This window comes from Gibbsiella greigii, from assembly GCF_039540155.1.
Lineage (GTDB): Bacteria > Pseudomonadota > Gammaproteobacteria > Enterobacterales > Enterobacteriaceae > Gibbsiella > Gibbsiella quercinecans.
On the sequence record NZ_BAABEM010000022.1, the window covers coordinates 223,038 to 249,179 of the forward strand.

The 26,142-nt window shown below is 56.3% G+C and carries 23 protein-coding genes; 17 read left to right on the forward strand and 6 right to left on the reverse strand.

Translation table 11 applies throughout. From position 1 onward, the window contains the following. The first annotated feature begins 10 nt into the window (after positions 1 to 10). From pheT to AC559G_RS17040, 16 genes are all read left to right on the forward strand, one after another. Positions 11 to 2,398 carry a phenylalanine--tRNA ligase subunit beta gene (gene pheT / locus AC559G_RS16965; protein WP_498913346.1) on the forward strand — a complete coding sequence of 796 codons (2,388 nt, stop codon included), beginning with the start codon at positions 11 to 13 and terminating at the stop codon, positions 2,396 to 2,398. A 4-nt stretch (positions 2,399 to 2,402) separates the two neighbouring features. Next, the gene (ihfA, locus tag AC559G_RS16970; RefSeq protein WP_095848541.1) at positions 2,403 to 2,699 is read left to right on the forward strand and encodes an integration host factor subunit alpha; all 297 of its coding nucleotides are present in this window, start codon (positions 2,403 to 2,405) and stop codon (positions 2,697 to 2,699) included. A 585-nt stretch (positions 2,700 to 3,284) separates the two neighbouring features. Beyond that, positions 3,285 to 3,716 carry a DUF2502 domain-containing protein gene (locus tag AC559G_RS16975; RefSeq protein ID WP_438597522.1) on the forward strand — a complete coding sequence of 144 codons (432 nt, stop codon included), beginning with the start codon at positions 3,285 to 3,287 and terminating at the stop codon, positions 3,714 to 3,716. A 295-nt stretch (positions 3,717 to 4,011) separates the two neighbouring features. Next, a complete protein-coding gene (gene btuC / locus AC559G_RS16980) occupies positions 4,012 to 5,016 on the forward strand; it encodes a vitamin B12 ABC transporter permease BtuC (protein WP_498913347.1) in 1,005 nt (334 codons plus the stop codon). 82 nt (positions 5,017 to 5,098) lie between these two features. Beyond that, positions 5,099 to 5,650, forward strand: coding sequence for a thioredoxin domain-containing protein (locus AC559G_RS16985; protein ID WP_498913348.1), 552 nt, complete (start codon positions 5,099 to 5,101; stop codon positions 5,648 to 5,650). A gap of 6 nt (positions 5,651 to 5,656) precedes the next feature. Continuing rightward, a complete protein-coding gene (gene btuD, locus AC559G_RS16990) occupies positions 5,657 to 6,412 on the forward strand; it encodes a vitamin B12 ABC transporter ATP-binding protein BtuD (RefSeq protein ID WP_498913349.1) in 756 nt (251 codons plus the stop codon). A gap of 384 nt (positions 6,413 to 6,796) precedes the next feature. Then, a complete protein-coding gene (gene arnB / locus AC559G_RS16995; protein WP_498913350.1) occupies positions 6,797 to 7,957 on the forward strand; it encodes a UDP-4-amino-4-deoxy-L-arabinose aminotransferase in 1,161 nt (386 codons plus the stop codon). Further along, positions 7,914 to 8,924: an undecaprenyl-phosphate 4-deoxy-4-formamido-L-arabinose transferase gene (arnC, locus tag AC559G_RS17000; protein ID WP_498913351.1), complete on the forward strand. Its 1,011-nt coding sequence runs from the start codon at positions 7,914 to 7,916 to the stop codon at positions 8,922 to 8,924. Before arnB ends, arnC begins: the two co-directional genes overlap by 44 nt. Continuing rightward, positions 8,924 to 10,909, forward strand: coding sequence for a bifunctional UDP-4-amino-4-deoxy-L-arabinose formyltransferase/UDP-glucuronic acid oxidase ArnA (gene arnA, locus AC559G_RS17005; RefSeq protein WP_498913352.1), 1,986 nt, complete (start codon positions 8,924 to 8,926; stop codon positions 10,907 to 10,909). Before arnC ends, arnA begins: the two co-directional genes overlap by 1 nt. Next, positions 10,906 to 11,811, forward strand: coding sequence for a 4-deoxy-4-formamido-L-arabinose-phosphoundecaprenol deformylase (arnD, locus tag AC559G_RS17010; RefSeq protein ID WP_498913353.1), 906 nt, complete (start codon positions 10,906 to 10,908; stop codon positions 11,809 to 11,811). Before arnA ends, arnD begins: the two co-directional genes overlap by 4 nt. Further along, on the forward strand, positions 11,808 to 13,472 hold the full coding sequence (gene arnT / locus AC559G_RS17015; protein WP_498913354.1) for a 4-amino-4-deoxy-L-arabinose lipid A transferase: 1,665 nt from the start codon (positions 11,808 to 11,810) through the stop codon (positions 13,470 to 13,472). Before arnD ends, arnT begins: the two co-directional genes overlap by 4 nt. Further along, positions 13,469 to 13,813, forward strand: coding sequence for a DMT family transporter (gene arnE, locus AC559G_RS17020; RefSeq protein WP_498913355.1), 345 nt, complete (start codon positions 13,469 to 13,471; stop codon positions 13,811 to 13,813). The genes arnT and arnE overlap by 4 nt, the downstream gene beginning before the upstream one ends. Next, positions 13,810 to 14,214 (forward strand): 4-amino-4-deoxy-L-arabinose-phospho-UDP flippase, encoded by a 405-nt coding sequence (gene arnF / locus AC559G_RS17025; RefSeq protein WP_498913356.1) that lies wholly within the window; start codon positions 13,810 to 13,812, stop codon positions 14,212 to 14,214. The genes arnE and arnF overlap by 4 nt, the downstream gene beginning before the upstream one ends. A 167-nt stretch (positions 14,215 to 14,381) precedes the next feature. Continuing rightward, the gene (locus AC559G_RS17030) at positions 14,382 to 14,840 is read left to right on the forward strand and encodes an NlpC/P60 family protein (protein ID WP_095848559.1); all 459 of its coding nucleotides are present in this window, start codon (positions 14,382 to 14,384) and stop codon (positions 14,838 to 14,840) included. Positions 14,841 to 15,198: 358 nt separating this feature from the next. Further along, complete coding sequence (locus tag AC559G_RS17035; protein ID WP_498913357.1) at positions 15,199 to 15,927, forward strand: EAL domain-containing protein; 729 nt, start codon at positions 15,199 to 15,201, stop codon at positions 15,925 to 15,927. Between the two features lie 262 nt (positions 15,928 to 16,189). Next, positions 16,190 to 17,632, forward strand: coding sequence for a protein adenylyltransferase SelO (locus AC559G_RS17040; RefSeq protein WP_498913358.1), 1,443 nt, complete (start codon positions 16,190 to 16,192; stop codon positions 17,630 to 17,632). 52 nt (positions 17,633 to 17,684) lie between these two features. Here the strand turns inward: AC559G_RS17040 and AC559G_RS17045 are convergent, their stop codons facing one another. The 6 genes from AC559G_RS17045 to ppsR all read right to left on the reverse strand — a co-directional run bounded on the left by AC559G_RS17045 (position 17,685) and on the right by ppsR (position 23,264). Then, positions 17,685 to 18,473, reverse strand: coding sequence for a heme ABC transporter ATP-binding protein (locus AC559G_RS17045; protein WP_498913360.1), 789 nt, complete (start codon positions 18,471 to 18,473; stop codon positions 17,685 to 17,687). After that, positions 18,466 to 19,470, reverse strand: a complete 1,005-nt coding sequence (locus AC559G_RS17050) for a FecCD family ABC transporter permease (protein WP_438598785.1) — start codon at positions 19,468 to 19,470, stop codon at positions 18,466 to 18,468. The genes AC559G_RS17045 and AC559G_RS17050 overlap by 8 nt, the downstream gene beginning before the upstream one ends. Next, complete coding sequence (locus AC559G_RS17055; RefSeq protein WP_498913363.1) at positions 19,470 to 20,300, reverse strand: heme/hemin ABC transporter substrate-binding protein; 831 nt, start codon at positions 20,298 to 20,300, stop codon at positions 19,470 to 19,472. The genes AC559G_RS17050 and AC559G_RS17055 overlap by 1 nt, the downstream gene beginning before the upstream one ends. Before the next feature lie 235 nt (positions 20,301 to 20,535). Further along, positions 20,536 to 21,036 carry a glutathione peroxidase gene (locus tag AC559G_RS17060; protein ID WP_498913365.1) on the reverse strand — a complete coding sequence of 167 codons (501 nt, stop codon included), beginning with the start codon at positions 21,034 to 21,036 and terminating at the stop codon, positions 20,536 to 20,538. A gap of 137 nt (positions 21,037 to 21,173) precedes the next feature. Next, on the reverse strand, positions 21,174 to 22,220 hold the full coding sequence (locus AC559G_RS17065) for a 3-deoxy-7-phosphoheptulonate synthase AroH (RefSeq protein ID WP_498913366.1): 1,047 nt from the start codon (positions 22,218 to 22,220) through the stop codon (positions 21,174 to 21,176). Between the two features lie 222 nt (positions 22,221 to 22,442). After that, the gene (gene ppsR / locus AC559G_RS17070; protein ID WP_095848567.1) at positions 22,443 to 23,264 is read right to left on the reverse strand and encodes a posphoenolpyruvate synthetase regulatory kinase/phosphorylase PpsR; all 822 of its coding nucleotides are present in this window, start codon (positions 23,262 to 23,264) and stop codon (positions 22,443 to 22,445) included. A gap of 446 nt (positions 23,265 to 23,710) precedes the next feature. Here ppsR and ppsA point away from each other — a divergent pair, with 446 nt between their 5' ends. Then, on the forward strand, positions 23,711 to 26,089 hold the full coding sequence (ppsA, locus tag AC559G_RS17075; protein ID WP_498913368.1) for a phosphoenolpyruvate synthase: 2,379 nt from the start codon (positions 23,711 to 23,713) through the stop codon (positions 26,087 to 26,089). Positions 26,090 to 26,142 lie beyond the last annotated feature (53 nt).

A 26,142-nucleotide genomic window follows, 5' to 3' on the forward strand; every position in this document is an offset into this window, starting at 1 on the left:
GGAATATCACATGAAATTCAGTGAACTTTGGTTGCGCGAGTGGGTAAACCCGGCCATCAGCAGCGAAGCATTAGCAGAACAAATTACCATGGCCGGCCTGGAAGTGGACGACGTGGAGCCGGTTGCCGGCGCATTTAACGGCGTTGTCGTTGGCCAGGTGATGGAGTGTGCGCAGCACCCCAACGCCGATAAGCTGCGCGTGACGAAAGTCAACGTCGGCGGCGATCGCCTGCTGGACATCGTTTGCGGCGCGCCGAATTGCCGCCAGGGCCTGAAGGTGGCAGTGGCTACCGTTGGCGCGGTACTGCCGGGCGATTTCAAAATCAAACCTGCCAAGCTACGCGGCGAACCGTCTGAAGGGATGCTGTGCTCGTTCTCTGAGCTGGGCATTTCCGACGATCATGACGGCATCATCGAACTGCCGGCAGACGCGCCGGTCGGCAGCGATATCCGTGAATACCTCAAGCTTGACGATGTGGCCATTGATATCAGCGTCACGCCAAACCGCGCTGATTGCCTGGGCATTATCGGTGTTGCACGTGATGTTGGCGTGCTGAACCAGGTTGCGCTAACCGCGCCGGACATGAGCCCGGTGGCCGCTACCGTCAACGACACGCTGCCTATTCAGGTTGAGGCGCCGCAGGCGTGCCCGCGCTACCTGGGCCGGGTGGTGAAAGGCATCAACGTCAATGCGCCAACGCCGCTGTGGATGCGCGAGAAGCTGCGCCGTTGCGGTATTCGTTCTATTGACGCGGTGGTGGATGTCACCAACTACGTGTTGCTGGAATTGGGCCAGCCGATGCACGCCTTTGATTTGAACCGTATTGACGGCGGGATCGTCGTGCGTATGGCGCAGGAAGGTGAAACGTTAACCTTGCTGGACGGCAACGAAGCCAAATTGAATGCCGATACCTTGGTGATCGCCGATCGGCAAAAAGCGCTGGCCATGGCCGGCATTTTCGGCGGCGAACACTCCGGTGTGAACGCTGAAACGCAAGACGTGTTGCTGGAATGCGCTTTCTTCAATCCGTTGGCCATTACCGGCCGCGCTCGTCGCCACGGGCTGCATACCGATGCCTCCCACCGTTATGAACGCGGGGTGGATCCGGCGTTGCAGCACCAGGCCATGGAACGCGCCACGCGCCTGCTGATCGACATCTGCGGCGGCCAACCGGGGCCGGTGATTGACGTCACCGCCGAGAGCGAACTGCCAAAACGCGCCACCATTACCCTGCGCCGCGAGAAGTTGGATCGCCTGATTGGCCATGTGGTGCCGAGCGAACAAGTGAGCGATATTCTGCGCCGTCTGGGCTGCCAGGTGACAGAGCAGGGGAATGACTGGCTGGCGGTGGCGCCAAGCTGGCGCTTCGATATGGAAATCGAAGAAGATTTGGTGGAAGAAGTTGCGCGTGTTTACGGTTACGACAACATTCCCAACGTACCGGTGCGTGCCGATCTGGTGATGACCCACCATCGTGAAGCGGATCTGGCGCTGAAACGCGTTAAAACGCTGCTGGTGGATCGCGGCTTCCAGGAAGCGATTACCTACAGCTTTGTCGATCCGAAAGTGCAGGCGTTGTTGCATCCGGCTGAAGAAGCGCTGATTCTGCCAAGCCCCATTTCGGTTGATATGTCGGCGATGCGTCTGTCGCTGTTGAGCGGCTTGTTGTCCGCCGTGGTGTACAACCAGAACCGCCAGCAAGGCCGTGTGCGCCTGTTCGAAAGCGGCCTGCGCTTTGTGCCTGATACTACGGCAGATCTGGGTATCCGTCAGGATGTCATGCTGGCTGGCGTGATCGCCGGTTCCACCCACGAAGAACATTGGGATCTGGCGCGCAGAGCGGTAGACTTCTATGATTTGAAAGGGGATCTGGAATCTGTGCTTGAATTAACGGGTAAATTATCCGAAATTCAGTTCAAGGCAGAAGCGAATCCTGCTCTGCACCCGGGGCAAAGCGCCGCGATTTATTTGCATGGTGAGCGTGTCGGTTTCATTGGTGTTGTGCATCCGGAACTTGAGCGTAAACTGGAACTTAATGGCCGCACCGTGGTGTTTGAGCTGGAGTGGAACAAGGTTTCAACCCGCGTGGTGCCTCAGGCGCGGGAGGTTTCTCGCTTCCCGGCAAACCGCCGTGATATCGCCGTTGTGGTCGCTGAAAACGTGCCTGCAGAAGATATTTTGGCAGAGTGTAAGAAAGTTGGCGTAAATCATATAGTTGGCGTAAACTTGTTTGACGTGTACCGTGGTAAGGGCGTGGCAGAGGGTTATAAGAGCCTGGCTATCAGTCTGATATTGCAGGATACCGCTCGTACACTGGAAGAAGAGGAGATAGCCACTACCGTTGCAAAATGCGTAGAGGCTTTAAAACAGCGATTCCAAGCATCCTTGAGGGATTGAACCTATGGCGCTTACTAAAGCTGAAATGTCAGAACACCTGTTTGAGAAGCTTGGGCTTAGCAAACGGGACGCCAAAGACTTGGTGGAACTGTTCTTTGAAGAGGTCCGTCGGGCCCTTGAGAACGGAGAACAGGTAAAACTGTCAGGTTTTGGTAACTTTGATTTACGGGACAAGAACCAACGTCCGGGGCGTAACCCGAAAACTGGCGAGGACATTCCGATTACGGCGCGCCGTGTGGTTACTTTCCGTCCAGGGCAAAAGTTGAAAAGCCGAGTGGAGAACGCCAATCCAAAAGGCTAATGGCTATAAAACCAAAAAGGTCGCTTTTGCGGCCTTTTTTCTTTTCTAATATATATTTCAGTTTATTCCTAAAAAAGCAGGTATGAATTAGCGGTGAGTTTTAGCAAAAGTGGTTAATTAAAATTGACAGACTGCTTTGCGGATTATTCTTATATATATTTATTGTTTCCTGTAAATAAAAAAAGGGCCGTAGCCCCTTTTAATAACTTAGCGATCAAAATGATGACCGTGGCCACCACCGCCGCCGCCACCATGGCCGCCGCCAGGCCCCCCCCATGGTGGGAAGATGCAGCCACTTAGCGCTGTTGCCAGCACCGTTACGGTCAGGAACAATCCAATACGTTTCAACATAATATTATCTCTGGGTTGTGGGGATAAACTGATTATAAATAGATTAAATAATCACAGTACATCAGTAAATCGTTAATCGTTGTTAGCAGCTATATTAATTAAATAAGAAAGAATTGATTGTAAGTATTTTGTAAGTTATGTGAAAGCAAACTGAAAATGAGCACAAATGAGATAGTCGGTAAATAATTGCCTTGTTATAACCTTTCTCAGCGTCAAATAACGTGAGAGTTAAATATGAAAAAGATCCTGTTACTGGTGTGTTTACCGCTGATGCTGCCATTGGCTGCCAGCGCTGATGTCTCTATCGACATTAATGTGCCGGGGGTATCCGTGCATCTGGGGGATCGGGATAGCCGCGGTTATTACTGGGATGGCTATGACTGGCGTCCACCGCAGTGGTGGCATGCGCATCAGGGCCACGGCATTGGCGAGCGCAACGGCCATGGCATGTACTGGGATGGCGGCCGCTGGCAGCCACAGCCGCCGCACGGCCAAAACAATGCCCCGAGAGGCGGCAACCCGTTCCGTGGCGAGCACGGGCATGACAACGGTGGCGATCGTCGTGATAACCACGGCAATGATAAAGGCCATGGTAATGATCGCGGGCACGACAACGGGCCGGGGCAGCAACAGTACCCGCAGAGAAACAACGGCCCGCATAACTAAAAAATCAAGCGCTGCTGGTTTTGCCGTCACCGTAGCGTGGCAGGCAAGGCCAGCAGGCTTGCTCCTTTATGCGCCGCTAACTTCGTTTGGCTACGTTGGTGGTGCTTTAGGCAGACTGATTCCCTCCACGTGTAATTGCCTGCGCTTATAGCCCCTGCGTTTTCCGTATCTCTTATCTCTTTGGTATGAAGGCCATGCCCGAGCCAGCATTGCGTGTTGCAGGCTAACATCCTACTATTTGGCATCGCTCATTCACGTTTGTGCTGTTTTATCGCCGCCGGGAACCTGTTTGTTTATGCCAACCAAGCCCACTTTTACCACTCTTTTGCAACAGCAACGCTCCCACGATCAAAAACACCTGTCTTTGCTGGCGTTCGGCACCTTGGTTATTTTCCTTATCAGCCTGTGCGCCGGCGATAGTTGGATCTGGCCGTCGCAGTGGTTGAGCGATTCGGCGCAATTATTTGTTTGGCAACTGCGCATGCCGCGCGCGCTGGGGGTGTTGGCCGTGGGGGCGAGCCTGGCGGTGAGCGGTGCAGTGATGCAAGCGCTGTTCGAAAACCCGCTGGCGGAGCCGGGGCTGCTTGGCGTGGCTAACGGGGCCGGGGTGACGCTGGTGCTCACCGTGTTGTTGGGGCATGGTGTGTTGCCGGTTGCGTTGATGAGCCTGAATGCGATTATCGGGGCTCTGTTGATAACCTTCCTGCTGCTGGCGTTTGCCCGCCGCCGCGTGACCAACGCGCGTTTATTGCTGGTGGGCGTGGCGCTCGGCATCGTGTGCTCCGCGATCATGACCTGGGCGGTCTACATCAGTACCAGTCTGGATCTGCGCCAACTGATGTATTGGATGATGGGCAGTTTTGGCGGTGTGGACTGGCGGCAAAAATGGCTGGTTCTGGCGCTCTTGCCCGTATTGCTGTGGCTATGCCGGCAGGGCAACGTGCTTAATGTGATGACGCTGGGCGAGGTGCAGGCACGGCAACTCGGGTTGCCTTTATACCTGTGGCGCAACTTGCTGGTGTTGGCGGTCGGCTGGCTGGTTGGCATCAGCGTGGCGTTGGCCGGTGTGATAGGCTTTGTTGGCTTGGTTATCCCCCACATATTGCGTCTGATTGGGCTGACCGATCAGCGCTACCTTTTGCCGGGTTGCGCCTTGGCCGGCGCCGGCGTTTTGCTGGCTGCAGACGTGACGGCTCGGGTTACCCTGGCCGCAGCCGAATTGCCTATCGGTGTGGTCACCGCTACGCTGGGGGCGCCGCTTTTTATCTGGTTACTGCTGCGGGTAAAAAGCGTAAGGTAATGGCATCGATACGCTACGCATTGGCCGCTGCGCCGTGCCCCGCGTATCTTCACCTGCAAATACACAGAAAGGAAGGGTTCCGATGAGTCAGCCAATAAACGCGATACCACTGCAAACGATTGATAACCGTGCAACCACGCTGGCGGAGTATCAAGGCGACGTTTTACTGGTGGTCAATGTGGCCTCACAATGCGGCCTGACCGACCAGTATGAAGGTTTGGAAGCGCTGTATGAAAACTATCGCGATCGCGGTTTTGCTGTGCTGGGCTTTCCGTCCAACGAATTTCTCGGGCAGGAACCCGGCAGCAACGAAGAGATTCTGGCGTTTTGCCGCGGCACGTTCGGCGTGCAGTTCCCTATGTTCAGCAAGATTGAAGTCAACGGCGCAAACCGCCATCCGTTGTATCAGGCGTTGATTGCCGCCAAGCCTGAAGCCGTGTCGCCAGCCGGCAGCGAGTTCAAGGCGCGCCGGATCAGCAAAGGGCAGGGGCCAAAGCAGCCCGGCGATATTCTGTGGAATTTTGAGAAATTCCTGATTGGGCGCGATGGCAGCGTGCTGGTGCGTTTTGCCCCGGATATGAAGCCGCAGGATCCCGCCATTGTCACCGCCATCGAACAGGCGCTGGCGCAGTAATTCGCGATGCTGGAGCTTAATCAGGTCAGCGTTGATCAACGCTTATTCCCGTTGTCTGCCCGGGTGGCGCCAGGCAGGCAAATACACCTGATTGGCCCCAATGGCGCCGGTAAAAGCACCCTGTTGGCGCGGGTAGCGGGGCTGCTGCCCGGCGGCGGCCAGGTGCTGCTGGATGGGCAGCCGCTCAGCCACTATTCGGCGGGGCAGTTGGCACGCCGGCGCGCCTATTTGGGCCAGCAACAGCCGCCGGCGGCATTCATGCCGGTTTTTCAATATCTGGCGCTGCATCAGCCGCCGGGGTGCGCCGCCGCCGTTGTGGAAGAGACTCTGGGATATCTGTGCCGGCAGTTGAAGCTGGCGGATAAGTTGCCGCGCACGCTTGCCCAACTTTCCGGTGGCGAATGGCAACGGGTGCGCCTGGTTGCCGCGCTGCTGCAGGTTTGGCCTGCGGTCAACCCATTGAGCCGGTTGTTGCTGCTGGATGAGCCGGGCAATAGCCTGGATGTGGCGCAGAAAGCCGCATTGGATCGGTTATTGCACGAGTTTTGCCAACACGGGCGCAGCGTGTTGGTTTGTGCGCACGATCTGAACCAGACATTGCAGCAGGCCGATCAGGTGTGGTTATTGAGTGCCGGGCGGGTGGTGGCGCAAGGGGCAAGCCATGATGTGATGGTGCCGGCGTTATTATCGCCGGTTTATGAGATTGGTTTTCACTTACAAATGGTCGGCGAGCAGCGTTGGCTTATGACGCGTGATGCTTAAATTTTAAGTTGCTTTTGATTTGCACTATAAATAGAAGTTAAACAAAACGAATATAAATGAAATTGAATTTGCGGAATATGAATTTTTCTTCAAGACTTTCTTATTTTTGCGACAAGAACAAGAGAACAATCGGCGATTAAACTATCTTTTATTAAGGTTGTATTAAGTTAACAAAATAAATTAATATTTGCTTGGTATTTTTATTCAATACAATCATATGCATGGATTAATATTGTTACGATTCTAATTGCGGTGGTTAACTATACTTACAGAAATTCACCTTTCATAAAATATTATTGGGTTGTTCCTTTGTCGTTTAATCTTCATTAAATAATAGCGCCCTATAATTGCCTTATCGCAAACTCGATATGCTTAGGGTTAACTATGGCTCAGGAACAATTCTTGCCATTCTCTCGTCCATCCATGGGTGAAGAAGAAATAACGGCGGTTGAAAAGGTATTACGCTCCGGTTGGATTACCACCGGTCCGCACAACCAACGTTTGGAAACGGATTTTTGCGCCGCCTTTGGCTGTAAATACGCGATTGCCATTAATTCTGCCACGGCGGGTATGCATGTCACGCTGATGGCGTTGGGCATTGGGCCGGGTGATGAGGTCATTACACCTTCAATGACCTGGGTTTCTACGCCGAATATGATCGAGCTGCTCGGCGCCACGCCCGTGATGGTTGATGTGGATCGCGATACACTGATGGTTAGCGCAGCTGCGGTCGAAGCGGCTATCACGCCGAAAACCAAGGCGATTGTGCCGGTGCATTATGCCGGTGCGCCGCTGGATATCGCCGCGCTGCGCGACGTGGCGCAGCGGCACAATATTCCACTGATTGAAGATGCGGCCCATGCGGCCGGCGCCCGTTATCGCGGCGAGTGGGTGGGCGCGCGCGGCACGGTGATTTTCTCTTTCCATGCGATCAAAAACATGACCTGTGCCGAAGGCGGCCTGATCGCCACCGATGATGACGCACTGGCGGCGCGCCTGCGCAGCCTGAAATTCCACGGCCTGGGTGTCGATGCGTTCGATCGCCAACAGCTAGGGCGTAAACCCCAGGCGGAAGTGATCGCGCCGGGCTACAAATACAATCTTTCCGACGTACATGCGGCCATTGCCGTGGTGCAACTGCAACGATTGCCGCAGCTTAACGCCCGCCGCAAATCACTGGCGGCGCGCTACCAGGCGATGTTGCAGGATTCCCCCTTCCAACCGCTCGGTCTGCCGGATTATCTGCACGACCATGCCTGGCATCTGTTTATCGTACGCGTCGATCCCGAACGTTGCGGCCTGGACCGCGATCGGCTGATGCAGCGCCTGCAAGAGCAGGGCATTGGCACTGGCCTGCATTTCCGCGCGGCACACACGCAGAAATACTACCGCGAACGCTATCCGCAGCTTTCATTACCGAATACTGAATGGAACTCGGCGCGGTTGTGCTCGTTACCGTTATTTCCTGATATGCGCGATGAAGATGTCGATCGCGTCGTTAATGCCTTGTTTTCAATTGTGGAGTCAGAACGTGCCGCGGGTTGAACCTATTAATAACGTATCGGTGGTGATCCCGGTCTACAACGAACAGCAGAGCCTGCCGGCGCTGATTGAACGTATCACCGCCGCCTGTCAGCAGTTGCGCCAGGCCTATGAAATCATTCTGGTTGATGACGGCAGCAGCGATGACTCCGCCGAGATATTAACCGAGGCCGCCGATCGCCCGGGCAGCCATATCGTCGCCGTGCTGCTGAACCGCAACTATGGCCAGCATTCGGCGATCATGGCGGGTTTTAACCAGGCGCACGGCGATCTGGTCATCACCCTGGATGCCGATCTGCAAAACCCGCCGGAAGAGATCCCCCGGCTGGTGAGCGTGGCCGAAGAAGGCTATGACGTGGTCGGTACAGTGCGCGCCAACCGCCAGGATTCCTGGTTCCGCAAGAGCGCATCGCGCGTCATCAATATGATGATCCAGCGCGCCACCGGCAAATCGATGGGCGATTACGGCTGCATGCTGCGTGCTTACCGCCGCCACATCGTCGAGGCGATGCTGCATTGCCATGAGCGCAGCACTTTTATCCCGATCCTGGCCAATACCTTCGCCCGCCGCACGACGGAAATCGACGTCGAGCACGCAGAGCGTGAATTCGGCGATTCGAAATACAGCCTGATGAAGCTGATTAACCTGATGTATGACCTGATCACCTGCCTGACGACCACGCCGCTGCGCCTGCTCAGCGTGGTGGGCAGCGTCGTAGCGCTGTCCGGTTTCACACTGGCGATAGTGCTGATCGCCATGCGGCTGATCTTAGGCACCCAGTGGGGGGCCGAAGGGGTATTCATGCTGTTTGCCGTGCTGTTTACCTTCGTTGGCGCCCAGTTTGTCGGTATGGGGCTACTCGGCGAGTACATCGGGCGTATCTACAACGATGTGCGCGCCCGCCCACGTTATTTTGTTCAGAAAGTGGTTGGCGCCACGCCAAACCACCACATTCAGGAAGAAGAGTAATGAAAACTATCGTATTTGCTTACCATGATATCGGTTGCGCCGGTTTAAAAGCGCTGACGGAGGCCGGCTATGACGTGCAGGCCGTGTTCACCCATACCGACGCGCCGGGTGAAAACCATTTCTTTTCTTCCGTGGCGCGGTTGGGCGCAGAGCTGAATCTGCCGGTTTATGCGCCAGAGGACGTCAATCACCCTTTGTGGGTTGAACGTATTCGCGAACTGCAGCCGGATGTGATTTTCTCGTTCTACTACCGCAACATGATCAGCGAAGAGATCCTGGCGCTGGCGCCGATGGGGGGCTTAAACCTGCATGGATCGCTGTTGCCGCGCTACCGCGGGCGGGCACCGGTCAACTGGGTGCTGGTTAACGGCGAAACCGAAACCGGGGTCACGCTGCATAAAATGGTTAAGCGCCCAGATGCCGGCGACATCGTTGCCCAGCATAAGGTCGCGATTAGCGAGGATGACACGGCGTTAACCTTGCACGGTAAACTGCGGGAAGCCGCGCAGAGCCTACTGAACGACACCTTGCCGCAACTGAAGAACGGCAGCGTAACCTTCACCCCGCAAAACGAGGCCGAAGCCAGCTATTACGGCCGCCGCACTGCCGCCGATGGCGAGATTCAGTGGCATAAATCCGCGCGGGAAATCAACAACCTGGTGCGTGCGGTAACCGATCCTTACCCGGGTGCGTTCAGTTACCTGGGCCAGCAGAAAGTGATTGTCTGGCAGGGGCGCGTGCTGAATACACCGCATGACAAACAGCCGGGCACCGTGCTGGCCACTGCACCGCTGACCATCGCCTGTGGCGAAGGCGCGCTGGAAATCGTCGCCGGCCAGAGCGAGGCGGGGCTGTATGTGCACGGCGTTCGCCTGGCAGAAGAAATGGGCATCGTGACCGATGTGCGCCTGGGCGCCAAGCCGACGAGCACCGTTAAACGCCGCACCCGGGTGCTGATTCTGGGGGTGAACGGTTTTATCGGCAACCACCTGACCGAACGCCTGTTGCGTGACGGCAACTACGATATCTATGGGCTGGATATCAGCTCCGACGCCATTTGCCGCTTCCTTGACGATCCGCATTTCCACTTTGTGGAAGGGGACATCAGCATCCACTCCGAGTGGATTGAATATCACATTAAAAAGTGCGACGTGGTGCTGCCGCTGGTGGCCATCGCAACGCCCATCGAATACACCCGCAACCCGCTGCGTGTGTTCGAGCTGGATTTCGAAGAGAACCTGAAAATCGTGCGCGACTGCGTGAAATACCACAAGCGTATTATTTTCCCCTCCACCTCCGAAGTTTACGGCATGTGCGACGATCAGCAGTTTGACGAAGACTGTTCGCGCTTAATCGTTGGGCCGATCAGCAAGCAACGCTGGATCTACTCGGTCTCCAAACAGCTGCTGGACCGGGTCATCTGGGCTTACGGCGTGCAACAGGGGCTGAAATTTACCCTGTTCCGTCCGTTCAACTGGATGGGGCCGCGGCTCGATAGCCTGGATGCCGCACGCATCGGCTCTTCCCGCGCGATTACCCAGTTGATCCTCAACCTGGTGGAAGGCTCGCCGATCAAGCTGGTGGACGGTGGGGAGCAGAAACGCTGCTTTACCGACATTAACGACGGTATCGAAGCGCTGTTCCGCATTATCGAAAACCGCGACGGCCAGTGCGACGGCCAGATTATCAATATCGGTAACCCCACCAACGAAGCCAGTATCCGCGAACTGGCGGAAATGCTGCTGGATTGCTTCAACCAGCACCCGTTGCGTGACCGCTTCCCACCGTTCGCCGGTTTTAACGCAGTGGAAAGCAGCAGCTACTATGGCAAAGGCTATCAGGACGTTGAGCACCGCACGCCAAGCATCAGGAATGCGCAACGCCTGCTGGATTGGCAACCGACGATTAAAATGCGCCAGACGGTGGCCGAAACGCTAGATTACTTTCTGCAAACCAACGTTCAGGAAAAGGGCGTTAGCCGATGATAAAAGTCGGCCTGCGGGTAGATGTCGACACGTATAGCGGCACCCGTGACGGTGTGCCGCGCCTGTTGGAATTGTTCGAACAGTATGGGATCACGGCCAGCTTTTTTTTCAGCGTTGGGCCAGACAACATGGGGCGCCACGTGTGGCGCCTGCTGCGGCCGGCATTTCTGCGCAAAATGCTGCGTTCACAAGCCGCTTCGCTGTATGGCTGGGATATCCTGCTGGCCGGCACCGCGTGGCCGGGGCGCAACATCGCCCGCGCCTTTGGCCCATTGATGAAGCAAACGGCGCGCGCCGGGCATGAAGTGGGGCTGCATGCCTGGGATCACCAGGGCTGGCAGGGCAAGGTGGCGCGCTGGTCCGAGGCCGAACTGGCGCGCCAGATTCAGCTTGGCGTCGGGGCTTTGCGCGCCTGCATTGAACAGCCGGTGAAGTGTTCTGCGGTGGCCGGCTGGCGTGCGGATCAACGCGTATTGTCGGTGAAGCAGCGCTTTGGCTTTCATTACAACAGCGATTGCCGCGGCACGCACCCGTTCCGCCCGCTGTTGGCGGATGGTCGCATCGGCACGGTGCAGATCCCGGTGACCTTGCCGACGTTCGATGAGGTGATTGGTCATGAGGTCAGCCTGGCGGATTACAACGACTACATTCTGCAGCGGATGTTACACAGCCGCGGTGTGCCGGTATACACCATCCACACCGAAGTGGAAGGCATGTCGCAGAGCGCGATGTTCGAACGTCTATTGCAACAGGCGGAACGCCTGGCTATTCAATTTTGCCCACTCGGCGCACTGTTGCCTGTTGATACCACGGCGCTGCCGTTAGGGCAGATCATACGGGCGCCGTTCCCTGGGCGAGAGGGCTGGTTGGGCTGTCAAACCGAAGTGAAGGGTACTCCATGAAGGCGAGAAAGAGTGCTTGGGCCGCGATTCTGGCCGTTTTTTTTACCCTGGTTTACCTGATTCCGCTCAACGGGCGTTTGCTCTGGCAGCCGGATGAAACCCGTTATGCCGAAATCAGCCGCGAGATGTTGCAGCGTGGGGATTGGCTGGTGCCGCATCTGCTCGGCCTGCGCTATTTTGAAAAACCGGTGGCAGGCTATTGGTTCAACAATGTCAGCCAGTGGCTGTTTGGCGACACACTCTTCGCCGTGCGCTTTGGCGCGGCGTTCAGCACCGGCTTAACGGCCTGCCTGATTTTCACGCTGGCGTGGCTGATGTGGCGCAATACGCGCCGGGCCGGTCTTGCCGCGCTGATTTTCCTTTCCATGACCCTGGTTTTCAGCATTGGCTCCTACAGCGTGCTGGATCCAATGATTACGCTCTGGCTGACGGCCGCGATGGTCTGTTACTACCTGGCGCTGGAGGCGGCGTCGCGTAAAGCCCGGTTGGGGGCTTATGTGTTGCTGGGCCTGGCCTGCGGTATGGGGTTTATGACCAAAGGGTTCCTGGCGCTGGCCGTGCCGGTGATTGCCGCATTGCCGATCACCATCCAGCAACGGCGTTTTAAACAACTGCTGTGCTATGGCCCGATAGCGGTCTGCGCCGCCGTGCTGATCAGCCTGCCGTGGGCGTGGGCGGTGGCTCTGCGTGAGCCGGATTATTGGCACTATTTCTTCTGGGTTGAGCACATTCAACGTTTTGCTGAAGACAACGCCCAGCATAAAGCGCCGTTCTGGTATTACATCCCGATCTTATTGGCCGGGGTGTTGCCGTGGCTTGCGCTGCTGCCTGGTGCGTTGGCCGCGGGCTGGCGTGAACGCCTTCAGCATCCGCAGCGTTTTTTCCTGTTGAGCTGGGGCATCATGCCGCTGCTATTTTTCAGCATTGCCAAGGGGAAACTGCCGACGTATATCCTGCCGTGCATGGCACCGCTGGCGCTGTTGATCGCCGCATATGCCGAAGACTGCGCCGGCGCGTTGCGTTACCGGGTGTTTAAAGCCAATGCCGTGTTGAATGGTCTTTTTGGCCTACTGGGGATGCTGGCGCTGCTGGTTATCGCCTTGGGGTTGTTGCCGGATGTGCGGCTGTTTGCCCCCGATGAGTGGCCGAAAATGATTATCGGTATGATTGCTTTTGGCGGTTGGTTGCTGTTTGCACTGCTTTCATTGGGGGATCATGGCCGGCGCTGGCCTTTGGCCGCCGGTTGCCCGCTGCTGCTGTGTCTGCTGATTGGCGGCGCTATCCCGCAGCAGGTGATTGACTCGAAACAGCCGCAGAACTTCATCGCTGCCAATCGGCCGGCGCTTGGCCACAGCCGCTACGTGCTGACCAATAGCGTCGGTATTGCCGCCGGGTTAGCGTGGGAGCTAAAGCGCAGTGATATCACGATGTACCGCGAAAAAGGGGAAGTGGAGTACGGCCTGGCGTATCCGGATGCCGCCGGCCGTTTCATCAGCGAAGATGATTTCCCTCGCTGGTTGGCCCAGGCGCGCAGCCAGGGGAATGTGGCACTGGTGCTGCATCTGCCGCGCGGTGATTCCGTGCCGGATGGGCTGCCGAAGCCGGATCAGCAGGTGGTGATGAACCGGTTGGTGCTGTTATGGTATGCACAACGGCCATGATGGGTTATCTACTGATAATTATGGTTAGCCTGCTGACCTGCGCCGGGCAACTGTGCCAAAAACGGGCGGCGCAAAGCTGGCAACTGCCGCCGGCGCAGCGGATCGGCGCAACGCTGCGTTGGCTGTGGCTGGCGGTGGCGTTGCTGGCCACCGGTATGGCGTTATGGCTGAACGTGCTGCAACGGCTGCCCCTTAGCCTGGCATACCCCATTCTTAGCTTCAATTTTGTGTTGGTGACGCTGGCCGCGCGTTGGCTGTTCGGCGAGGTAGCTTCGTTGCGCCACTGGTGTGGCGTGGCGGCGATTATGCTGGGGATCGTGTTGATGAGCGTAGGCGCATGAAAGGCAAAGGGTATCTGTGGGGTATCGCCAGCGTGCTGCTGGTGACGGCGGCGCAATTGCTGATGAAATGGGGAATGGGGCAGATCCCGCTGTTGGACTATGCGGATATCAGCGTACTCACCATCTGGCTTTACCAATGGCAATTGTTGGCGGTGGCCAGCGGGGTGCTGGGCTATGCGTTATCGATGTTGTGTTGGTTCTTTACCTTGCGCTATTTGCCGCTGAACCTGGCCTATCCGTTGCTTAGTTTGAGCTATGCGCTGGTTTATGTGTGCGCCGTGTTGCTGCCCTGGTTTCACGAATCCGCGACGCTGCTCAAGACGCTGGGCATGCTGTTGATTCTGCTCGGCGTCGGGTTAATCAGCAGCCACCGTGGCAATTGCGCCGCCAAAAGCCGGTGAAAATCTGACCCGGTTCGATTATCTCTTTCACAATGCTTGCCTTTTTCTTATGGCCGGGGATAAATTAATGCCAAATAGCGCTTTCCCTTGCGGGCGGCGGCCGGGCGGCGATCGTTATCCCCTGTGCCGGCGCTGGCGCAACGTATTCACTGTAAGGATATTAACGGATGCGTGTTTGGTTTTTATTCGCCTGCCTGATTCTTGCCGGTTGCAGCAGCCATGCGCCACCGCCCAGTGGCAAACTGGCTGACTCGATCGTGGTGGTCGCCCAATTGAATGAACAGCTGCGCCAATGGTACGGCACGCCTTATCGCTACGGTGGGCTGGATCATGCCGGTGTGGATTGCTCGGGTTTTGTCTACCGCACGTTCCGCGATCGCTTCGATATGCAACTGCCGCGTTCAACGGAAGAACAAACCGCGCTTGGCACGCGTATCTCGCGCGATGAATTGATGCCGGGCGATCTGGTTTTTTTCAAAACCGGCTCCGGTGAAAATGGCCTACACGTGGGTATTTATGATACCAACGATCAGTTTATTCATGCCTCGACCAGCCGCGGGGTGATCCGCTCCTCGCTGGATAATGTCTACTGGCGAAAAGTGTACTGGCAGGCTCGCCGCATTTAGCCGGGCGTTTGCCCGGCACACACCGTTTTTTTCCCGCTGCTCCCCGGTTTTGTTCGCGCTATCGTGCTTTTTCCCCTGTTTTTATCATTTTCATGCGCCTTAATCGGCAGGTTGAAACACGCAGTACGTCACCGCGTGATTATTAACGCGCCAATGATTTTTCATTAAATTATCTCATGGCGGTGACAGCAATTTTATGTCACTTTTATACGGGAATTCTTAAAAAATAAAAAATCATTAACTAATTCATTGGGTTTGAGTAAGCGAATAGGGTAATATCTGATATCCTTAATAGTTAATATCTATCGAATTATATTAATTGATCATTAAAGACGATCATATATAATGAATACTGATAATGAGTCGTGACGGGGTGGGAAAATTGAAAATTCTTTCTGTTGAAGAGGTTAGGTTCATTTTTGAGCCTATTGTCTTCCCTTCAGGAGACTTTTTTGCCTTTGAAGTATTAACAAGATGCGACAATGGCCCCCAAGGGAGTTGCTTGACGTATTACGATCTGGATATAGACACCCGCCGACAGATATTTATCAAACAGATTCAATACATAAGCCAGTATGCGGATCTTTTTGTTGCCAAAGGCGTGCTGGTTTCCGTCAACGTTGATGCTGACTGCGCGACATTGATACTGGGCTCGCACCATATTTTCAAATTGATCAAAAAAATGCCCTTCGTCCGGTTGGAAATCAATGAGTTTTTCCCGGGCATTAACGAAGGGGTGGGCAACAGGCTAATCGCACAGTTGTATAAGCACTTTACGCTCTGGCTGGATGATTTTGGTAAAGGTGCTGCCGGCATTCAAGCCATACGCCATCGGGTTTATGAGTTTGTGAAGGTGGATAAAGACTTTTTCTGGAAATACCATAATAGGCCAATATTCCCGCTTGCGCTTGCCAAAATTAAAAAATATGCCGGTAACAAAGTGATTATCGAAGGCGTTGAGTCAACGCAGTATTTGGCGCAGGCGCAGCAAAGCGGGGAGTATTTAATGCAGGGCTATTTATGGCACTGCTACACGCAACAGGATATCGCCAATTCATTGCTTCCTTCACGGCAGCGTAACGCCTAATGCCGCCATTCTCCTTGCAGTTACTTTATGTTAATCCTTCCAGGTGCTATACACGTCATCCTTCAAACTGCCTCTTTGTTGGCTGCGTTCAGAAACCCCGGTCACATAGCTATCTATGCTCCCGGGGATTTTCTCACTTGCCGCCTCGATGCATCTTGAATGATTTTGTGTATACACTTATGGCTATTACGTTGATTTTATATCGCCCTGCGTGGGTGCCTGATGCTTCATGGCGGGCGATAAATAGCTGAACGGGGAGCCTATGCCGCAGTTTGATAACAGTTATTACACGCAGTTGCCTGGTTTTTATACGGCATTAGCACCGACTCCGTTGAAAAATGCGCGCCTGCTGTATCATAGCCAACCACTGGCGCGTGAGCTGGGGCTGGCTGAAAGCGAGTTTAGCGCAGAGAAAAGCCCTCAATGGGCCGGTGAAACCCTGTTGCCGGGAATGCAACCGCTGGCACAGGTCTACAGCGGTCACCAGTTTGGCGTATGGGCCGGTCAGTTGGGTGACGGCCGGGGGATTTTGCTCGGTGAACAAATATTGCCCGATGGGCGCCGTATGGACTGGCACCTGAAGGGTGCCGGTTTAACCCCGTATTCGCGCATGGGGGATGGGCGGGCGGTGCTGCGCTCGGTGATCCGTGAGTTTCTGGCTTCGGAAGCGCTGCACCATTTAGGGATCCCGACCACCCGGGCATTAACGGTAGTCACCAGCGAACAGCCGGTGTTTCGCGAACGGCCGGAGCGGGGCGCCATGCTGATGCGGATGGCGGAAAGCCATGTGCGTTTTGGGCATTTTGAGCACTTTTACTATCGCAAACAGCCGCAGCAGGTAAAACAGCTGGCGGACTATGTGATCGCGCACCACTGGCCGCAGTTGGCCGGTGCGGCAGACCCTTACCCGGCATGGTTTACTGATGTGGTGGAGCGCACCGCGCGCCTGATCGCGCAGTGGCAGTGCATTGGCTTTGCGCACGGCGTGATGAACACAGACAACATGTCGATTCTCGGCATCACCATCGACTACGGCCCCTATGGATTTCTGGATGATTACCGGCCGGATTACATCTGCAACCATTCGGATCATCAAGGGCGCTATGCGTTTGACAACCAGCCGGCGGTGGCGTTGTGGAACCTGCACCGCCTGGCGCAGGCGCTGTCTGGTTTGATGAGCACAGAGCAACTGCAAACCGCGCTGGCGGCCTATGAACCGGCGCTGATGCGGGCATACGGTACGCAGATGCGCGCCAAGCTGGGCTTTTTTACCGAAAGCAAACAGGATAACGATCTGCTGACCGGGTTACTCGGCCTGATGGCGCAGGAAGGGCGCGACTATACCCGCACGTTTTATTTATTGAGCGAAGTGCAGCAGGGGCAGGCGCAATCACCATTACGCGATGAGTTTATCGATCGTGCGGCGTTTGACGGTTGGTACCAACGTTATCGCCAACGGTTGCAGCAGGAAGGTGTGAGCGATGCTGAACGCCGGCGGGCGATGAAGGCGGCCAACCCGAAGCTGATCTTGCGCAACTACCTGGCGCAGCAAGCGATTGACGCGGCAGAGCAGGATGATGCCAGCGTGCTGGCCCGGTTACATCAGGCGCTGCTGGCGCCGTTCGCAGATGATCCGCAGTATGACGATCTTGCCGCCTTGCCGCCGGAATGGGGAAAACGCCTGGAAGTTTCCTGTTCCAGTTGATGAATGGCCTCATGGCGGGGCTGAATGCCGCCGCCATGAGGCACTGCGCGTGTTACTGGCGCAAGTAGACCTGCGGCAGGCACATTTCCGGGTGAGCGCCAACGCCAAGATCCGCCTGATACCAGCGGGTGAGGATTTCGGCCTGCAGCACCTGCGCCGGGGTGCCGGCGGCAACCAGGCGGCCCTGGTGTAACAGCAAAATGCGATCGGCATACAGCGCGGCCAGGTTCAGATCGTGCAGCACGCAGCATACCGCCAGCGGTTGGCTGCGCGTCAAGCCGCGCAACAGGCGCAGGCTATGCTGCTGGTGATACAGATCCAACGCCGACGTGGGCTCATCCAGGAACAGCCAGGCCGGCGTTGGTTCCGGCTGCCAGAGCTGCGCCAAGACCCGCGCCAACTGCACCCGCTGTTGTTCCCCGCCGGAAAGCTGGCGATAGTCACGCTGCGCCAGGCTAAGGCAGTCGGTGTGTTGCAACGCTTGTTGCACCGCCTGTTGCATGTTGCGCTGGCCGTAGGGCGCACGCCCCATCGCCACCACTTCTTCCACGCTGAACTGGAACGCCAAACTGCTGTGTTGGCGCATGACCGCCCGCACCTTGGCCAGTTGCTGTGGCTGCCACTGCGCCAACGGCTTGCCGAGCAGGCGGCATTCCCCGCTGCCGGGCGCCAGGTAGCCGGTCAGCAGGCGCAGCAAGGTGGATTTCCCTGCGCCATTCGGGCCAATGATGGCCACCATTTCACCGCTGGCGATAGTCAATGACACATCATCAATCAACCGCCGTGTACCCAGGTTGTAACAAAGCTGGCGTGCCGCCAGCAGCGTTGTGCTCTCAGCCACCGGTACGCTCCCGCTGGCGCATCACCAGCCATAAAAAGTAAGGGCCGCCGAGCAAACTGGTTACCAGCCCAACCGGCATCTCCGCCGGGGCGACCAGGGTGCGCGCCAGTGTATCGCCCACCAACAGCAGACAGGCGCCGCCCAGCGCCGAAGCCGGCAGCAGCCAGCGGTGATCGCCGCCCAGATGCATCCGGATCAGGTGCGGCACCACCAGGCCGATAAACCCGATCACGCCGCTCATCGCTACGGCGGCGCCGGTCAACAGGGCGCTAAGCAGCAGCAGATGCAGCTTGGTGCGTTGCACGTCAACCCCAAGGTAGTGGGCTTCTTCATCGCCTAACTGCAGCAGGTTGAGTTTTCTGGCCTGTTGCAGCGTCAGGAATACGGCTGGCAGGATAAGCGATGCCGCGACGGTTAATGTCGGCCACTGCGATTGGTTCAGGCTACCCATCATCCACAGAGAGAACTGACGCAGTTGCTGATCGCTGCTGAGATAAGACAACACACCGACGGCCGCCATGCACAGGGCATTGATGGCGATACCGGCCAACAACAGGCGGGACAAATTGCCGTGGCCGCTGCGGCTGATGCCGAAGATCACAACCGACACCACCAGGCAGCCGAGGAACGCCGCCGCCATATGGCTATAGAGGGCGATGACCGGCGGCAATGCGAAAGGAACCACGATGACCATCGCCACCATAAAGGCGCCGCCGCTGCTGATGCCCAGCAGGGTGGGATCGGCCAGCGGGTTGCGAAACAGTCCCTGCATCACCGTGCCGGCGACGGCCAGCGCGCAGCCGATCACCACCGCTAACAGCACGCGCGGCAGGCGGATATTCAGCCAGATTTGCCAAGCGGTGTCGCTAAATGGCATTTGCCACAGGGTGCGAAAAGAGAGCGACAGCGCCCCCATGTTCGCCGCCCCCAACACCAAAACGGTGAGCAACAGCAGCAGGCTGCTGATGGCCACGCGCGGAGTTACACGGTAACGCATTATTTTTGCTCCGCCGCATTACGCAGTTTTTGCAATGCGGCCGGCGTTTCCAGACCAAAGCCCAGCAAGGCCATATCATCAATGATCAAAACCCGGTGGTTTTTACCCGCCGGCGTGAGCGCCAGGCCCGGCAGTTGCCACAGCTTTTCCATCCCACCGATGGAGCTCACGCCGTCGGTGGTGATCAATAACAGATCCGGCTGGCCGGCGATCACGCCTTCCTGTGACAGCGGGCGGTAGCGGGTAAAGCCTTGCATGGCGTTTTTCAGGCCGGCGGCGTTAATAACGGCGTCGGCGGCCGTGTGCTGGCCGGCGGCCATTGGCGAAATTCCGCCGTGGCTCATCACGAACAAGACTTTGACGGGTAATGGCGTTTTGGCGACGGCGGCCAACTGCTGGCGATAGCGCTCGGTAAGCTGTTGGCCTTGAGCCGCGCGGTTAACCGCTGCGGCGATCACACTGATTTTTTGCGGCACGGCATCCAGTGTGCTGTCACCGGGGACGCGTACCACTTTAACGCCGCTTTGTTCAACCTGTTGCAGCGCCAACGCCGGCTCTGCCAACTCGCTGGCCAGTACCAGCGTCGGCTTGAGGGCAAGAATACCTTCCGCATTCAATTGGCGCATGTAGCCCACGTCCGGTAATTTCGTGACGGCGGTTGGGTGCAGGCTGGTGCTGTCACGGGCCACAACTTCATCGCCTGCGCCTAACGCGAAGGCGATTTCTGTGACGTCGCCCCCGATTGAAACAATGCGCTCAGCGGCGGCGCCGGTGAACGGTAATGCCAGTGCGATACAAAGCGCCAGGCGGCGTGTCAGAGAAGATTTCATGCGGCAATTTCCTTGGGTTGCGATATGGCGAACGATTCGCGCCACGATATTGTTCTGTTGGCCAGCAGCATGCCAATATGATTTTACAGGCGATAATGCAGTGGCAGCAAAATGGTAATTAATATCAAACTGATAATTATTATCATGTGAACAAAGGGCGACAGCAAGGGAAATTTGCGCCGCTGAACGGGCCGTTAGCCGTTGTGCGGCAGGCGTTGCGGGGAGAATAAACCGCTCACAACGAGCGGGATGATGCCAGTAGGGTTTCAATATGATCGAACAGCCGTTCGGGTTTGGTGACCGGTGCGAAACGTTTAACCCGTTGGCCGTCGGCGCTAAGCAGGAACTTGGTGAAATTCCATTTTATCCGCTGGCTGCCAAACAGCCCGGGCGCACGGCGTTTGAGTTCGCGAAACAACGGATGCGCCGCCGGGCCGTTGACGTTGATCTTGCTAAACAGCGGAAAGGTTACCCCGTAGTTGAGCGTGCAAAAATTGGCGATCTCCAGCGGATCGCCCGGCTCCTGGGCACCAAACTGGTTGCACGGGAACCCCATCACCACCAGGCCGCGTGCACGATAATACTGCCATAGGTTTTCCAGCCCCTTGTATTGTGGGGTAAAGCCGCATTTGCTGGCGGTGTTTACGATGAGATAGGCGTTGGCCGGGAAGTCCGCCAGTGTGGTGGCCTTGCCTTGCAACGTATTGCAGGGAATGGATAACAGCGATTGATTCATAGGGGCTCCGTAGCCTGCCGCATGGGCGCTCCCGGGCGGGATGGCCATGATGTAAGACAAAGACGGCATTGCCCGCCGTTGCTGGGCAATGCGCGTCATTATAGCAAAGTTAATCCTCCATTTGCTTGATTTGCCGATTAAAAGCGGCTGTCTACGGCGTCCGCCAGCATCGCCAACAGCCGCTCGCTGTCCGCCCAGCCGAGGCAGGGATCGGTAATTGACTGGCCATAGGTTAGCGGTTGGTCTGCATCGACGTGCTGTGCGCCTTCCTGCAGGAAACTTTCCGCCATAATGCCGGCGATGCTATCGCTGCCGCTGCGGATTTGCTCGCAGATGCTTTGTGCCACCGCCAGTTGCCGCTGGTGTTGCTTTTGGCTGTTGCCGTGGCTGAAATCGACCACCACGCGTTCCGGCAGGCCAACGTCGCCCAGCGCCTGGCAGGCGGCGGCGATATCCTGCGGGTGGTAATTGGGGGATTGGCCGCCGCGCAAAATGATATGGCCGTGCGGGTTTCCGTGGGTTTGATAGATGGCGATCTGCCCATGTTCGTCCTGCGCCAACTGCATATGGCCCGCGCGCGCGGCGCGGATGGCGTCGATGGCGATGCGGGTATTGCCGTCGGTGCCGTTTTTGAACCCCACCGGGCAGGGTAACGACGACGCCATTTCCCGGTGGATCTGGCTTTCGGTGGTACGCGCGCCAATTGCCGCCCAACTGATCAGATCGGCGATGTAGTTGCCGGTGACGCTATCGAGGAATTCGGTCGCGGCAGGCAAACCAAGCTCATTAACCGCCAGCAGCAGCCGGCGGGCGGTTTCGATACCGCGGTTGACCTGGTAGCTGCCGTCCAGATCGGGATCGGCTATCAGTCCTTTCCATCCCACCACGGTACGCGGTTTTTCAAAATAGACGCGCATCACAATTTCCAGCCGATCCTGATAGCGTGGGCGCAGTGCGTTCAGACGGGCCGCGTAGTCAATGGCGGCTTCGACATCGTGGATGGAGCAGGGGCCGATGATCACCAACAGGCGTTTATCCTCGCCTGACAGGATTTTTGCAATGCGATTTCGTGACGATGTCACGTTTTCGATGAGGTTTTCAGTTGTCGGCAGCTTGCTGGCCAATGTGTGCGGGCTAACCAGGCTACCGATACGCGTCCTGCGCGGTTGAACTGTGTTATGCATGATTTTCAACTCTAAAAGTGGCTCTTCAACGGCAAGGAATGCCGGAAGTCATGACGCTCACGATATCGCAATAGTGGCTGAATTCAACCGTGTAAACAGTGTTATTTTAAGCAATGGCGGGATAAGGCAATAAAATAAGCTGGATAAGGCGAAAATGGCAGAAGTTAACGCTGGTGTGTGGCGGTGTGCCGCCGCAGAGAGGGCGGCGGCGTGGGATGCGGCCTAGTACATACGGCGGCTCATCCCTAAAATATCCAGGATACGGGTGGAGATCTCTTCCACTGAATAGTTGGTGGTGTTGAGGTAATTGATCTGGTTCTTGCGAAACAGCGCCTCCACTTCGGCGATTTCCATCCGGCATTGGCGCAGCGACGCGTAGCGGCTGTTTTCCCGCCGTTCTTCGCGGATGGCCGCCAGCCTTTCCGGGTTGATGGTCAGGCCGAAGAGCTTATGCTGAAACGGTTTTAGCGCCGCCGGCAGTTGCAGGTTGTCCATATCGTCGGCGATGAACGGGTAGTTGGCTGCGCGGATACCGAACTGCATCGCCAGATAAAGGCTGGTGGGCGTTTTACCGCAGCGCGAAACCCCCAGCAGGATTACCTGGGCCTGATCCAGGTTGCGCAATGAAATGCCATCATCGTGCGCCAGCGTATAGTCGATTGCCGCGATACGCGCGTCATATTTGCCCAGGTTGCTCTCGGTCAGCCCGTGGGTGCGGTTGGGCACCGGCGTTGGCTCCACCCCCAATTCACTCTGCAGCGGCGCGACCAGCGCCTGAACGATATCCTGGCAGAAGCCTTCGCTTTGGGTAATCACATTGCGCACTGCGGGTGAAATGATGGAGTAAAATACCAATGGGCGCACCTGGGTTTGGTGGTAAATATCATTGATTTGCTGGCAAACGGCGCGGGCGCGGGCCTCCGTTTCGACAAACGGCAGCGTAAAGGGCGAGGCTTTGACCGGGAATTGCGAAAGGACCGCATGGCCCAGCACTTCTGCGGTGATCGCCGTGCCGTCCGAAATATAAAAAACGCTTCTTTCCACCCGAGACTCCTTAGCTAATAACGTTAACCTTATGGCCACAGTTGGGCTGCACGTGGTAATGCATAATGGGCTTTGGTTTGGCCTGGGTAAAGAGAGTAGCAATAAGTTTGCAATTATGCCGATTCACCCGCTAACGAGCCAATGACGATAAAACGAATTGACTGCGTTTCACACGTACCCCATGGATTAACCTTCATGATTTAAAGGTCTTTGCGGTATCGGCGATTTCTTTAATTTAATTGCTTGAAAAAATAAAATTTTATTATTTAGTTATCCTTTATTTTAGCCGTCTGGCGTATTAGGTCATTCTCCTAAAAGTGTTTTTTTTCATCTGATTGATCGATTCACCTTTCCATTTGTTAGGGATTAATGTGCTAGGCTGAATTTACTCTGTTGTTGAGAGCAAAAACGCTAATACCCTACTGATAGCAATAAGGATTGTCTCGATGTCCAACAATGGCTCTGATTTGCATAATGTGCTTTGGTACAACCAGCTAGGTATGAATGACGTTAACCGCGTCGGCGGCAAAAATGCCTCGCTCGGTGAAATGATCACTAACCTTTCCGATCTGGGTGTCGCCGTGCCAAATGGCTTTGCCACCACCGCACAGGCATTCAATGATTTTTTGGAACAAAGCGGCGTTAACCAGCGCATTTACCAACTGCTGGATCAAACCAACGTTGATGATGTAAATCAATTGGCCGCTGCCGGTGCAAAAATCCGTCAGTGGATAATTGATACGCCTTTCCATCCTGAATTTGAGCGTGAAATCACCCAGGCCTATCAGCAACTGGCCGACGGCCAGGCGGAAGCCTCTTTTGCCGTGCGTTCTTCGGCAACCGCGGAAGACATGCCGGATGCGTCTTTCGCCGGCCAGCAGGAAACCTTCCTCAACGTTCAGGGCATCGATGCCGTGATGGTGGCGATCAAGCATGTGTTTGCTTCGTTGTTTAACGATCGCGCGATTTCATACCGGGTGCATCAGGGGTATGACCACCGTGGCGTGGCGTTGTCCGCCGGCGTGCAGCGCATGGTGCGTTCCGATCTGGCTTCGTCCGGCGTGATGTTTACCATTGATACCGAATCGGGCTTCGACCAGGTGGTGTTTATCACCTCGGCTTACGGCCTGGGTGAAATGGTGGTGCAGGGCGCGGTGAACCCGGATGAGTTCTATGTGCACAAGCCCACGCTGCTAAATGGCAAACCGGCCATTGTGCGCCGCAATATGGGCTCTAAGAAAATCCGCATGGTGTACGCGCCATCCCAGGAGCATGGCAAGCAGGTGCGCATTGAGGATGTCGAGGAAGCGCAGCGCAACCGGTTCTCATTGACGGATGATGAGGTGCAGGCGTTGGCGCACCAGGCGTTGCTGATTGAAAAACACTACGGCCGCCCGATGGACATCGAGTGGGCCAAAGACGGCCACACCGGCAAACTGTTGATTGTGCAGGCGCGTCCAGAGACGGTGCGTTCCAATGAGCAGGTTATGGAGCGTTACCAGTTGAACGGCAGCGGCAATGTGCTGGTCGAGGGGCGTGCCATCGGCCACCGCATCGGCGCCGGCCCGGTGAAAGTGATCCACAATATCAATGAAATGGATCGTATTCTGCCGGGCGATGTGTTGGTTACCGACATGACCGACCCGGATTGGGAGCCGATCATGAAGAAAGCTTCGGCGATCGTGACCAACCGCGGTGGCCGAACCTGCCACGCGGCGATCATTGCGCGTGAGCTGGGTATTCCGGCGGTGGTGGGTTGCGGCTCGGCGACGGACGTGCTGAAAGATGGCCAGAAGGTCACCGTTTCCTGCGCTGAAGGCGATACCGGCTACGTCTACAGCGATCTGCTGGATTTCGATGTGCAAAGCGCCGAGATCAACGAACTGCCAGCGCTGCCTTTGAAGATCATGATGAACGTCGGCAACCCGGATCGAGCTTTCGATTTCGCGCGCTTGCCGAACGATGGCGTGGGCCTGGCGCGGTTGGAATTTATCATCAACCGCATGATTGGCGTCCACCCGAAAGCGCTGCTGGAATTCGATCAGCAAACGCCGGCATTGCAGAATGAAATTAAAGCGTTGATGCATGGCTATGACGATCCGGTCGAATTTTACGTTGGCCGCCTGACGGAAGGCATCTCTACGCTGGGCGCTGCCTTCTGGCCGAAACGCGTCATCGTGCGCCTGTCAGACTTTAAATCGAATGAGTACGCCAATCTGGTCGGCGGCGATAAGTACGAACCGCATGAAGAGAACCCGATGCTGGGCTTCCGCGGCGCCGGCCGTTATGTCGCCGACAGCTTCCGCGCGTGTTTCGCGCTGGAATGTGAGGCGGTGAAGCGGGTGCGTAATGAGATGGGGCTGACCAACGTCGAAATCATGGTGCCTTTCGTGCGTACCGTGGCGCAGGCGCAAGCGGTGGTTGAGGAGCTGGCGCGCCAGGGCCTGAAACGCGGCGAGGACGGCTTGAAAGTGATCATGATGTGTGAGATCCCCTCCAATGCACTGTTGGCGGACCAATTCCTGGAGCACTTTGACGGCTTCTCGATCGGCTCCAATGACATGACCCAGTTGGCGTTGGGCCTGGATCGCGATTCCGGTGTGGTGTCTGAGCTGTTTGATGAGCGCAACGACGCGGTGAAAGCACTGTTGTCTATGGCCATCCAGGCAGCCAAGCGCCAGGGCAAATACGTCGGTATCTGCGGCCAGGGGCCATCCGATCACGAAGATTTTGCTGAATGGCTGATGGATCAGGGCATTGATAGCCTTTCGCTAAACCCGGATACGGTGGTGCAAACCTGGCTGAATTTGGCAAATAAAAAATGATAGCCAGGCATAAATGAGTTAACTGATAAAAAGCCGTAAGTAATATTACGGCT